This is a genomic window from Marinomonas sp. MED121 (assembly GCF_000153025.1).
Classification (GTDB): domain Bacteria; phylum Pseudomonadota; class Gammaproteobacteria; order Pseudomonadales; family Marinomonadaceae; genus Marinomonas.
Window position 1 is genome coordinate 230,848 of the sequence record NZ_CH672434.1, and the last position, 12,743, is coordinate 243,590.

At 39.8% G+C, this 12,743-nt stretch carries 8 protein-coding genes; 6 read left to right on the forward strand and 2 right to left on the reverse strand.

Going from position 1 to position 12,743, the window contains the following annotated elements; genetic code table 11:
* Nucleotides 1-132 precede the first annotated feature (132 nt).
* The 4 genes from hrpA to fos all read left to right on the forward strand — a co-directional run bounded on the left by hrpA (nucleotide 133) and on the right by fos (nucleotide 8,404).
* The gene (gene hrpA, locus MED121_RS22205) at nucleotides 133-4,119 is read left to right on the forward strand and encodes an ATP-dependent RNA helicase HrpA (RefSeq protein WP_009835935.1); all 3,987 of its coding nucleotides are present in this window, start codon (nucleotides 133-135) and stop codon (nucleotides 4,117-4,119) included.
* A 100-nt stretch (nucleotides 4,120-4,219) separates the two neighbouring features.
* The gene (locus MED121_RS22210; protein WP_009835936.1) at nucleotides 4,220-5,032 is read left to right on the forward strand and encodes a VacJ family lipoprotein; all 813 of its coding nucleotides are present in this window, start codon (nucleotides 4,220-4,222) and stop codon (nucleotides 5,030-5,032) included.
* Between the two features lie 851 nt (nucleotides 5,033-5,883).
* Nucleotides 5,884-7,914 carry a methyl-accepting chemotaxis protein gene (locus MED121_RS22215; RefSeq protein WP_009835937.1) on the forward strand — a complete coding sequence of 677 codons (2,031 nt, stop codon included), beginning with the start codon at nucleotides 5,884-5,886 and terminating at the stop codon, nucleotides 7,912-7,914.
* Nucleotides 7,915-8,005: 91 nt separating this feature from the next.
* On the forward strand, nucleotides 8,006-8,404 hold the full coding sequence (fos, locus tag MED121_RS22220) for a fosfomycin resistance glutathione transferase (RefSeq protein ID WP_009835938.1): 399 nt from the start codon (nucleotides 8,006-8,008) through the stop codon (nucleotides 8,402-8,404).
* Between the two features lie 13 nt (nucleotides 8,405-8,417).
* Here fos and MED121_RS22225 read toward each other — a convergent pair whose 3' ends face one another.
* Nucleotides 8,418-9,266 carry a hypothetical protein gene (locus MED121_RS22225; RefSeq protein ID WP_009835939.1) on the reverse strand — a complete coding sequence of 283 codons (849 nt, stop codon included), beginning with the start codon at nucleotides 9,264-9,266 and terminating at the stop codon, nucleotides 8,418-8,420.
* A gap of 269 nt (nucleotides 9,267-9,535) precedes the next feature.
* On the opposite strand from MED121_RS22225, the gene MED121_RS22230 reads away from it, so the two are divergent.
* Together MED121_RS22230 and MED121_RS22235 are read left to right on the forward strand one after the other, a co-directional pair.
* Nucleotides 9,536-10,936, forward strand: coding sequence for a hypothetical protein (locus MED121_RS22230; protein WP_009835940.1), 1,401 nt, complete (start codon nucleotides 9,536-9,538; stop codon nucleotides 10,934-10,936).
* 36 nt (nucleotides 10,937-10,972) lie between these two features.
* Nucleotides 10,973-12,055, forward strand: a complete 1,083-nt coding sequence (locus MED121_RS22235) for a DUF6765 family protein (protein WP_009835941.1) — start codon at nucleotides 10,973-10,975, stop codon at nucleotides 12,053-12,055.
* A 2-nt stretch (nucleotides 12,056-12,057) separates the two neighbouring features.
* Here the strand turns inward: MED121_RS22235 and MED121_RS22240 are convergent, their stop codons facing one another.
* The gene (locus tag MED121_RS22240; protein ID WP_009835942.1) at nucleotides 12,058-12,675 is read right to left on the reverse strand and encodes a TetR/AcrR family transcriptional regulator; all 618 of its coding nucleotides are present in this window, start codon (nucleotides 12,673-12,675) and stop codon (nucleotides 12,058-12,060) included.
* Nucleotides 12,676-12,743: the final 68 nt, after the last annotated feature.

Below are 12,743 nucleotides of genomic sequence, written 5' to 3' on the forward strand. Positions count from 1 at the left end.
GATAGAACCAAATATTTTAGTGTAATATGTTTGCGAAATTGCCTAATAAAAACGCAGTTTTTGCCTCACACCTTTATTTAAAACATATTTCACATCAGACCTGATTAGGAAGTAAATTTGTCCGTTTTTGAAATGCAAGATGTGATGAGCAAGGATAGATATCATATCGAACGTAAAGTTCAGTTGATTGAGCGCCAGCAAAAAAGTAATAGCTTGGATGCTAACTTGGTCGAAGAAGTGAAAGCTATGATTTTAGCGTCACAAGAAAAGGTACGTGAACGTAGCGAATTAGTCCCTGAGATTAAATACGATCAAAGCTTACCGGTTGCGGCAAAAGCGGAATACATTATTGCTTCGATTAAAGCGAATCAAGTGGTGATAGTTGCGGGTGAAACTGGCTCTGGTAAAACCACTCAGCTACCTAAAATGTGCTTACAAGCAGGTTTGGGTGTGGCAGGTATGATTGGACACACTCAGCCAAGGCGATTAGCTGCTCGCAGTGTGGCAGATAGAATCAGTGATGAATTGGGGGTTGAGCTAGGTGATGAAGTCGGCTTTCAAGTTCGATTTAATGACGAGTCTAGTGATAAAACCTTAGTCAAATTGATGACAGACGGTATTTTATTGGCGGAAATTCAGCAAGATAAGTTTCTGCAAAAGTATCAAGCTATCATTATCGATGAAGCCCATGAAAGAAGCTTAAACATCGATTTCTTATTGGGTTATCTTAAGCGTATTTTACCGTCTCGTCCTGATCTAAAAATTATTGTCACTTCGGCAACCATAGATGTAGCGCGATTCTCTAAGCATTTTAACGACGCCCCCGTTTTTGAAGTGTCTGGCCGTACCTTCCCAGTAGAAATTCGTTATCAACCTCTATTGCTCAAGTCTGACTCTGAAGAAGTGGATGCAGACCAAAGTATGGAGCAGGGGATTGTTGATGCGGTTCATACGATTATTCACGAAGAGAAGCTGTCTAGTTTTCGTGGGGCCTCAGATATCTTGGTGTTCTTACCGGGGGAGAGAGAAATTCGTGAGACAGCAGAGCTTTTAAGGCGTGAAGAATTAAGACATACAGAAGTTGTGCCACTTTATGCACGATTGTCATCTAGCGAGCAACAAAAGATTTTTAAATCTCACAGTGGCCGTCGAATTGTGTTATCGACCAATGTGGCTGAAACCTCATTGACTGTACCTGGCATTCGCTATGTCATCGACCCAGGTGTTGCCCGCATTAGTCGCTATAGTGTGCGTTCCAAAGTACAGCAACTTCCCATTGAAAAGATCAGTCAAGCGAGCGCAAATCAAAGAGCGGGTCGTTGTGGTCGTGTGGCAGATGGTATTTGTATTCGTCTTTATGATGAAGCTGATTACCAAGCACGTGCTGAATTTACTGACCCCGAAATTTTTAGAACTAATCTTGCCTCCGTTATTTTGCAAATGGCGAACTTAAGGTTAGGTGCGGTTGAGAAATTCTCCTTTGTCGAAATGCCAGATAAGCGTCTGATCAATGACGGTTATCGTGCTTTGAATGAACTGGGTGCTATCAATAAAGAAAGATTGACGCCGATTGGGCGACAATTGGCTAAATTGCCAATCGACCCAAAACTTGGGCGTATGATTATCGCAGCCGATAAGCTGGGCGTGTTAAATGAAATCGCCATTATTGTCAGTGCCCTGACAATTCAAGACCCAAGGGAAAGGCCGCAAGAAAAGAAAACCCAGTCGGATCAAGCCCACGCTGTTGATAAGGATGCAGATTCAGACTTTGTTGTGCTGTTAAACCTATGGCATCGGTTTGAGGAGCAGCGCCAAGCTTTATCACAAAACCATTTACGTCAGTTTTGTCGTAAGCAGTTTTTAAACTATATGCGTATGCGAGAGTGGCGTGATATTCACCGCCAAATCTTGATTTCTTGTAAACAGTTAGGCTTTAAAGAATCTCAATCTAAGCCACAAGAAAACGAGAATAAAAAACAAGCTATTCAGTCGCAAAAGCACAAAGCGAACCATGTGAGTGCTAAAAGCAATGTAAGTGAAGCGCTAGAAGAGCCTGCTTCTAGTAAGCCTAGTGTTGATTATGAAAGAGTGCATAGGGCGCTTTTAGCAGGTCTCTTCACTCAAATTGCCAACAAATTGGATGAAACCAAAGAGTTTGTTGCCTGTCGCTCTCGTAAGATGCACATCTTCCCAGGCTCTGTATTATTTAAGAAGCCGCCTCAATGGGTGATGTCGGCTGAAATGGTGGAAACCACCAAACTCTATGGTCGCGTGAGCGCCAAGATGGAACCATTGTGGGTTGAAGAGTACGCTAAACCTTTTGTTAAGCGTCAATACTTTGATCCTCATTGGGAGAAGAAACAGGGTCGAGTCATGGCTTATGAGCAGGTGTCTTTGTATGGTTTGATTCTCGTGGCAAAACGCCGTGTGGATTATTCTCGCGTCAATCCTGATGAAGCCCGTGAAGTCTTTATTCGCTCTGCCTTGGTTGAAGGGGAAATGCGAACACGTCATGCTTTCTTCCAACAAAACCAAGATTTAATCAAAACTATAGAAGAAGACGAAGCTAAGTTAAGAACGCGCGATATCTTAGTGGATGATGAGGTGGTTTTTGCGTTTTATCAAAAACAAATTCCCGATGAAATTTGCAATCAGAAAAGCTTAGAGTTTTGGCTTAAGTCTAACCAAGAGGCTTTGACTCTTACCCGTAAGGATCTGGTCAAGCAAGAAGTTGATATCGATAACACGGCTTTCCCGACCAGTTTTGGTTTGAATGGTGTGAACTTACCGATTGAATATCAATTTGAACCGGGTAAAGCGGTGGATGGAGCGACGTTAAAAGTTCCAGTTGGCCTTTTGCGGCAGTTGTCTGCGGACGAGTTGAGTTGGGCGGTACCTGGCTATATCAAAGAAAAATGTGAAGCCTATTTACGAGCGCTACCCAAGGCCTTAAGGCGTCGTTTTGTACCGATTCCTCAATTCGTTGACCGTATTTACCCTAACTTGTCTTCAACTAAAGGCGATCTATTAGAGCAGTTGAGTCTTCAAATTAAGCGTGAAACCTTGATAGATATTCCCTTAACTGAATGGCAGGGTGAAAAACTCGAAGCTTACCTTAACCTCAATATCGAAGTAATTTCAGATCAAGGTAAGATCATTGGCACAGGTAAAGCACTGGATGAGTTACAAACTAAGTTTGCTGCCCAAGTGGATGAGAGCTTTGCCAAGTTTGGCACTAAGGCTCATGAAGAAAAAGGTCTAACAAATTGGCCTGATCAAGATGTACCAGAGCAACAAACATTAAGCCAAGCTGGGATTAAGGTGACGGCCTTTCCTGCTTTGGTTAGTAATGATGAAACCGTTTCGGTGAAGATGTTTGATGATAAAGCCACCGCATTAGAAACCCATCGTAAAGGGGTAATCGCACTATTAAGAATCTCCCTAAGTAAGGATATGAAATACTTAGAAAAGAACTTACCTAAGTTAAGAGAGTCTTTATTAATATTCGCGCCTATTGGTAAGAAAGAACTTTTATTAGATGATCTTTTAAATGCGGTGCTGGATAAGGTGTTTGTGGATGGACAAACCTTACCAAGAACCCGTGAAGAGTTTGACCAAACTTTGCTTAAAAATAAGCCCCAATTGGTGACTCTCGCTAATGAGATGGCATTACAACTGCATCAGGTATTGTCTTCATACCAGAAAGTCGCTAAACAAATGAAAGGTAATATCCCATTACCTTGGACACGAGTGTATGGGGATTTAAAGCAACAGTTAGGGAATTTGATTTACCCAGGTTTTATTGGAGATACCCCGTTATTTTGGCTTGGACAACTACCTCGCTACTTTAAAGGAATTGAAGTGCGTTTAGATAGATTCCAAAACCACTTAAATAAAGAGAATGCCTTAGTGACCCATTGTGAGCAGCTTTGGCAAAGTTATGCCAAGCAAAAGCAAGGACACGATGCTAAGAATGTGTACGACCCAGAGCTATTAAAATATCGCTGGTTAATGGAAGAGTATCGAGTCTCTTTATTTGCTCAAAATGTGGGGACATTAGAACCCGTTTCTGAGAAACGATTACAAAAACAGTGGCAGTTAGTCAAAAAAATTGTCTAAGCAATGAGCGCCTTAAAATTGACTGTCTTGAAATTGATTGTCTTGAAAATGATTGTCTTGAAAATGATTGTCTTGAGATAGACTGTATAGGAACCTCTTTATGAAAAGGAAGTACGTACTAAAACCTTTAATTGCTGGTTTTATTTTTGCTGGTTTAGTGGGCTGTTCGGCTAAGGCGGTTAATCAAGATGCGCCTGTTGGAGCGGATGAAAGCGAGTTTGTTCAACATGATGAAGATCCTTGGGAAAGGTTTAACCGTTCCATGTACGCGTTTAATTCAGGCTTAGATAAAGCGATTTTAAAACCTGTTGCGATTGGCTATAAGGATGTGACCCCGACACCTATCCAAAAGGGTGTGAGTAATTTTTTCTCCAACCTTGGCGAAGTGGGCAACATTTTTAATAACCTGTTACAAGGTAAAGTAGATGCGACCGCTTCATCAAGCTGGCGCTTTATTATCAACTCTACCGCAGGCTGGTTTGGTATTTTTGATGTGGCCTCTGAGATGGGGCTAAAAAAGCAAGAAGAGGATTTCGGTGAAACTTTAGGCTATTGGGGGATCAGTTCTGGGCCTTATTTAGTCTTGCCCCTGTTTGGACCCTCTACATTAAGGGATTCAACCGATGTGCCGGTTGGATTTTATACCCCGGGTGCCAAAGAATTCTTTAATCTTCATTGGGATGATGCACTTGCTGTCGATAGTTTGGACTTAGTAGAAACCAGAGCCTCCTTGCTTTCGATTGAGTCACTTATCATAGGTGATGAGTATGAGTTTGTTCGTGATGTTTACCTGCAAAGCCGAGAAAATGCGGTACATGACGGCAATCCACCAGAGACTGAAGATGATTGGGGTGACGATTGGGGTGATGAAGATGCTTGGGGCGATGACGAAGATGAGTGGTCTGAAAACTAAGTAAAATTTAGTGCTTAATTAAAATAAATTACATTTATCATTAACTTCTCTCTTTTTAATCTATTTCAAAGGTCATTTTCTTATTGAGAAAATGGCCTTTTTTAATAAATACCTGTTAAATCTGATACTTAAAACAGCCAAAACCCTCACAAAAAAACCATAAATAGACACGCTCATTTTTGATACTGATTCATTTTCAACAAAGGTTTTTTTAGGGAAGCTGCGATTAAGTCACCTCTTCTCAGTCTGCTCTTTAAAGGTATATGGGGAAAAGTGTCAAACAAGGCGTCACTTTGCGTTTATTAATAGAAAGTCATTGTAGGTAACTTTGTAGGTACCTTTCGAGAAGGGACAAGGTAGAGTGACATTTTTCTGAAATGCCGTTTAGGTATTCTTCAAAGACCCAAAGGGCGTGGTCTAAAAGCCCTATATTTAGGTTGAGGACCTTATCAATAGAGCAACTATTAAGTTGCGCCCCTCGCCATAAATCTAGTTGCTTTTATCCACACGCTGAGGCGGGAGGACTTATTCGCAGCTTCCCTCGCCTCCATTTCTATTTATTAAGCTTACCTGATCAAGTGAAATACCTAATTTGATATATATTAATTGCTAATCATCATCTATGTTAATTGCTTAACCTAATGAATATAAAAACAAATATAAGCTAGGAAAGCTGTATTTAGGCAAGAAATCATTACATAACAGATTTTAAAATCATGTTTCGATTTTTCTATGCACTAATCAATATTTAAAATGGCAATGCATGCTTGATCTCTAGGGAGTGTCTGGCACTCGCTGATAAAGATTGCGGTTGATCTTGTCATTTTCCAAGGAATAAATAGGAGAAAGATATGTTTGATTTTATACGTAAACAATCGCTTCCAAGGCAATTGAGTGCTGGAACTCTTATCGCCGTGATCGTTTTTATGTCCTTACTTATATTTTCGATTTCTCAGTTCTTCACTAACGAAGTGAATAATGTCGCGACTGAGAATCAAAGGAAGCAGGTTCAACTTGTATCGCAGAACCTTGAGGCAAGATACCTTGCTATGGTGAAGAACAACAAGATAATGACTCAAATGCTTCATGCTCAATTACAAGGAATGAGCATTGAAAAGGGTGATTTAGGCGCCAGTACGCCAGTACTTATGTTGAATGATCAAATCTTAAATCAAAATCATGCCTTGTTAGATGACTTCACGATGAAATCAGAGCATTTTGCCAGCCTGTATGTGAAACATAATAATCGTTTTATAAACATTGCCACTAGCCTTAAAAATCAGGAAGGTGAAAGAGTACAAGGCTTAGATATCAGTTCAGACTTTCCTGCTTATAGTGCCTTACAAAGTGGTTTGTCCTATGAAGGGCAGGTTAAGCATGCAAACTATAATTTATATCAAAATCTTACCCCGATTAAACAAGGTGGCCAAGTTGTGGGTGCTGTTGAAATCAGTACTGATTTGACCAAAGTCGTAGCGAAACTGGGTGAATACGTCAATCAACTAACGTTTGGTAAGTCAGGGTATATCTATGTCATGGCCGCGGGTCAGTATGAAGGTGACCTGGTGATACATAGAACGCTATTCGGGCAGAATGTTTATGATGTACAACTGGGTATGATTGATACTTTTAGCCAAGCCTTTGTTGGTGAAAGTGGGCAGTTTAATTATTCAGTGCCAACTCAAGGTATCGACGAAGAGCCAAGAGAATCAAAGGTCTTATATCAAATGGTTAAAGGGTGGAACTGGGTGGCTCTGCTTAAAACCTATGAAGATGAATATCAAGCTGAGGTTGATGCACAAATTTTTAAAATCGAGCTAATGTGTATCGCAGGCGCCTTATTCTTAATGTTGGTACTGTGGTGGTTAATCACACGTTCATTATTGCCACTTGATGAAATAACCAAAGGTTTAAAATTATTAGGTGAGGGAAACTTAACCTATCAATTTAAATTTAATAAAGAAGTGAATACTAAAAATGAGATGCATTTATTAAAGCGTGATATTGCCGCTATGCGTGATGGTTTGGTGAATGTTATCAAACAGGTTTCAGATTCGAGTAAAGACCTGGTTGATTCTGCTGAATCCATCGGCAATGTGGGAGATGAATTGCAACATCATGCGAAGAAAAGTGAGCAAGAAAGTACTCAGGTTGCCACGGCAATTGATCAAGTGGTTGAGTCAATTGAGGAAGTAGCAAACAGTACTCGTGCCGTTTCAGGAGAAACCTCTGCAGCCAGTCAAATCAGTGAATCTGGCAATGATGCTGTGCAAGAAGTTGAAAAAACGGTTGCCACCTTGTCCCAAGCCTTTAGTACCGCATCCCATCGCATCAAAGATGTTGAGGAAAGTAGTAATAGCATAGGTGAAGTGGTGGATGTGATTAATGCGATTGCTGAACAAACAAACTTGTTAGCACTTAATGCTGCGATTGAGGCCGCTAGGGCAGGAGAACAGGGCAGAGGCTTTGCCGTTGTGGCTGATGAAGTGAGGAACCTTGCTCAAAAAACACAAGATTCAACTCAGCAAATCCGCGATGTGGTGGAAAAACTGCAAGCCAATAGTCAATCTGCTGTTGAAGGAATGGAAAATGGCGCTATGCAGGTTGAATTAAGTGTTAATAAAGCCACTAAGGCAGGGGTATTATTGCATCAAATTAGAGAGTCAATTGTCGCGGTTGAAAAGAGCATGAATGAGGTCTCTAATGCAACAGAAGAGCAAAGGTTAGCGGCGCAACAGATTAGTGCCAGTGCCAAATCCTTAACTCAGACTTCAAGCGAGACGTTTAACCACTCAGAGTTTTCCTCAGGGCAAGGCAAGAATGTAAAAGACCTTTCTATGGCCTTATTAAATAACATCAGTGTGTTTAAAATTTCTGATTAGAGGGGAATTCAAGTCATTTAAAGAAGAGGATTAGGCCTCTTTTTTGTTAATCTAATTTTAAATTCATCCATATCAAGATAGAAGGGAAGGCATGTTAACTGGACTCAATCATATTACTTTAAGTGTGTCTCAACTTGAGCATTCATTGGACTTTTATCAAAATTTATTAGGTTTTAAAGCACATGTTAAATGGGATAATGGAGCCTACCTTTCACTACCTGGGCTTTGGTTGTGTTTGAGCCTAGGCCGGACAGAGAGTGTAAAAGACTATACTCACTTTGCTTTTAGCCTAAGTGAAAGTGATTACGAGCGTTTGGTAATAAAGTTGAAGCAGTATGGTGTGAAGCAATGGCAAGAAAATACCAGTGAAGGCGAATCTTTTTACTTTTTAGATCCTGATGGGCATAAGTTAGAGCTTCACCTAGGTAGCCTTGAGACAAGATTAGCAGAGCTGAAAACGTCTCCTTATCAAGGGCTTGTTTGGCTTTAGATACTAGAAACCATTATTTAAGATTGGGAATATACCACCAGTGAGTATTGACGGGTCTAAAATGCTTATCTCTTTTAAGGTGAATGACATTAAGTTGGTTGGGTTTATGCTCGTCAATTATTTCAGCATGATGGCTTAAAAATAGCGATTTGAACGTGCCATTGTTAAGAATATTATTCATACCAATTTCAATACGTTTAGCTAAGTTTTTATATTTAGGGCTGACATGAAAATAGACTGGGTGGGGGTAGTATAAGGCAAGTGTATCGTTAATTAGCAAGTTGGTACTTGTGCCTTTAAATCTCTCAAGTTCAACATCAATCTCTCTAATGCTTCTGGGTAAGTAATCAAATCTGTTGTAATGTAGCATCGAATATAAACTGATGAAGTTAGACGCAGTTTCAACTCTAAGTTTGTTAAGTTTAAAAATGGAAAAATCAGACCATTGGTTATTAAACCCTGCTTTCAATGCCTGCAACTCTTCTAATGATTGAACTGTTATCAATTCTTTATTGCTATCGATATTCGTTGCTAATAACCTAAACCCTAACATACCTTGATAAATCGGGACCTCAATAGCGATAAGGTTACTATTTACGCTCTGAGATGCTCCAAAACTAGTAATTTGGAATGTTAAACCTTGTTCCAGCATATAGTGTCTTCTGTTAAAACTATGTTGCTTTTTATAAGAGTTAAGTTGATATGAGCCGTGGCTTTGGATTGTGCTATCAAGCGCTAATTTAATGAGTTCATATGGATAATTATCACGGGGACTAACGGCGATAGTCCAAGATGGTGTGTGATTTTGAGCTTGAGTTGAACAGCAAAAATATAATAGTAATAGAGTGACAGCGAACTTCATATATCTTGAACCAGGTAAAGGATTAGGGCTTCATTGTTGTGTCGTTCTTACGAGCCATTTCCTTTAGCTGAACAATGTCGGAAATTATAACTAAAGAACCTGTGATTAATCCACACGCTTAGGCTGGAGAACTTAATCGCAGGTTCCTGAACCATTAAGATAAAGTAATATATTCAATCTAGCTTATTCTAAAACTTTTGCATGAAACCTAAGAGGTAAGCTGTTATAAAATTAAACTATGCTTATAGGCTTAGTGGGAAGGATGATATATGAATAATTATATTAGGCTAATGACAGCCGTTGCATTAGTGTTTGGTACATCAATGACAAGTATTGCTTCAGACTTTCAAGCTGAATATGATGCTTATGTGAAGTCTCAGCAAGAGGGTTTTAAAACTTATGCAAATCAGCATCAGGTGTTTATTGAAGAATTAAAAAAAGAGTGGCAAGCCTATAAAAGTATGCCTGTTCTGGTTCGTGATAAAACGCCAAAATTGCCCAGCGCCCCCGTTCGCCATGATAGCCCTGTAACACCTTCTGAGCCTGTTATTAGTTATGTTCCTCCTGTGATTGAATCTGATCCTATTGAAGAGCCAAAAATAGAAGAGCCTGTCTCACAAGCGCCTGATACTCCAGTTCAACACAACAAAGTCAATTTTAGCTTTTATGGTCAAGATATAAGTTTAGAAAAAATCACCTTGGTTGAACTTACCGGTCAAACGCAATCGAGTTTAAAAAACTATTGGCAGCAAAGTTCAGACATAAATTATGACAGGGTATTGGCTGAACTGAATCAAATTAAAATTGATTTGGCGCTCTCTGATTGGGCCTTTTGGTTATTGATAGATGCATATGTGAGCGAACAAGCGAATCATGAGAATCAACAAATCGCATTAAGTTGGTTCCTATTAAATAATTTAGGCTATGCCGCTCGTATTGCTTTAGGGTCTGACTCCTTTGTACTCATGGTGCCAACCGAACAAAAATTATACGGTGTTTCTCGATATAAAATTGATGGGAAAGCTTTCTATCAAATTGCAGGCAAGGCGAGTCGCGAGGTGAGAACGTATGATGGTAGTTTTGAGCAAGGGAAAGGCTCGTTTGATATGCGTTTTAATAAAACGCTAAAAACGGTTGAAAATATTCATTACCGTTCATTTGAAACTCGTTTAGATGGACAAGAGTTAAGCTTAAACTTACCCTATGATCTAGAAAGGGTTAAGTACTTTAAAACGTATCCTCAGATAGATTTACGTTATTATTTCGAAGCGCCCGTCGGTAAGGTCGCATCAAATGGATTAACCGAGCAAATGAATCATTTTTTAAAAGGGAATGATGACGATCAGCTCACACAACTCTTACATTTAATTCATCAGGCTTTTCCCTATGCCATAGATCAACAGCAATTTGGCGCCGAAAATTATTTATTGGTTGAAGAGTCCTTGCATTACAAAGCGTCTGATTGCGAAGATAGATCTATCTTGTTTGCTTGGCTGGCTAAACATTTGCTTAATCAGCAAGTTGTTGCATTAAATTATCCTGGCCATGTCTCCACAGCAATATATAAAGATAATAAGCTTATCCCAGCAGACCCGACTTATATTGGGGCTAATTTGGGGGATGTGATGCCTGATTATCAAGGTGTGACACCTAAGGTTATTCAGTTCTAACAGCACGACTTTTTCTTAACAATAAGGAATTCACTCATGCAAATAGATTTTCATTATTACGCGACATTCGCGATGGCTCGCTGTGCCGGATTAAACTTAGAAAGTGCACTTGTCATCGCAACATCGGCTCAGTTTGTTGATGATAATGCCAGTCCACATGATATTGAATTTGATGATGGTTCGAGTTTAAGTGTTGAGGCAACGGCCCACCATGTTGCTGACCTTGCAAATAGAGATAAAAAAGATCAGCGTAATGTTTGGGTTCCTTTCCATTTTTTACCCGGTAATGAGGGGATATCCTTTACGGAAAAGCTTATTTGCCGGCAAGACAGTGCGATTGCTAAGCAAATGTTGAGTCATTACTTAGAGCAATCAGATAAACCTTATTTCCTTGAACTTATAGGAATTATGGCCCATGTCTATGGGGATACTTTTTCTCATTATGGGTTTTCCGGTGTGAGTTCAAGGCGTAATCGAGTACAGAGTAGCAGTTTTCGCTTTCGTAATAGCGGAGAAGAGGTCGTACACTCCTTGGAAGAAAAAAGAAAACATTTTATTGCTCGTTACGGTAATCAATTAGTCCGCAATATTAAGTCTAGCTTGGCAGAGGATGTTTCTGGTGCGTTGGGCCATGGGGCCGTTTTGACATATCCAGATGCTCCTTATTTAGAGTGGCGTTTTGATTATGAGGCCTATGAGTATGAAGCGGTTCGAACGTCTGGTTGGAGAGATAATAAAGCGAGTTTCTTGGCTTATTGTCAAAAGATACATGCTTTTTTTAGTGCGTTAGGAAAGTTAACGCCTGACTATTGTGAGCCTCAAATGGCTAGTAATTGGGATGATATTGAAGAGAAGGTCAAAGCAGTGATTGCTTTACAGGCCGACAAAGAGGAACGCATTCAAGCTTGGCAAGATGCTGCGCAAAATGGTCTTTTTAAGAGCCCTCAATTGATTCCAAAATATAATGATTGGAATGGGGACTTTGACCTTATAAAAAGTTGTTATGGTGCCCATGAAGCAATACATTTTTCCTTGTATCGCTTCTATCAAGCCTCGTCATATCATAGATGGTATGTGCTTAGAGATTTGCTACCGCAATATGATCTTGCTGTGAACTAATCTTATACGCTTACTCTATAATGATTTAAAAACATGGCGACGGTTTGCTCCGTTAAATGTTCCTGTTCTAGGTCCGATATTTCAGTTTTAAGCCCCATAACTTGTGGCCAAAAGCAGCTCCCTTTTAATAGGTTATGAAGCTGGGTAACGGCAAAATCAACATCTTGAATTGCTAAGCTCTCCTGAGCCTTAGCGGCTTTTAACCAACGCTTTAAACTCGTTTCCTGTTTAGAAAACTCAATCACTTTTTTCTGTAAATCTTCTGGATGATAAAAATAGTGTCCAAAGGCTACTCTGGTCAGAGCGATATACTCTGCATCACTCATCAGTTTTACTTCTGTTCTAATAAGCTGAGTTAACTGTGCTTCTAGACTCATGGTCTGATCAAATTCAATTGAGTTTTGAACCAAGGCTTTATTCCAGAGGTCTGCAACTAATTGCATGACGAGTTCTTCTTTGTTTTCAAAGTGGTTGTAAATAGTGCGTTTTGACACTTGGGCTAATTCGGCCAGTTTGTCCATGCTGGTGGCTTGTACCCCGAACGTTTGAAATGCACTTTTCGCAGCATCGAGGATGGCTTGATGTTTTATTTGTGATCGTGTGAGTTTTGTGTCTGTCATTTCATCCTACTGACTTAATTAGCTTGCATTATGGGTGTGTGAATATGCATTAAATATTCAAATTTAAC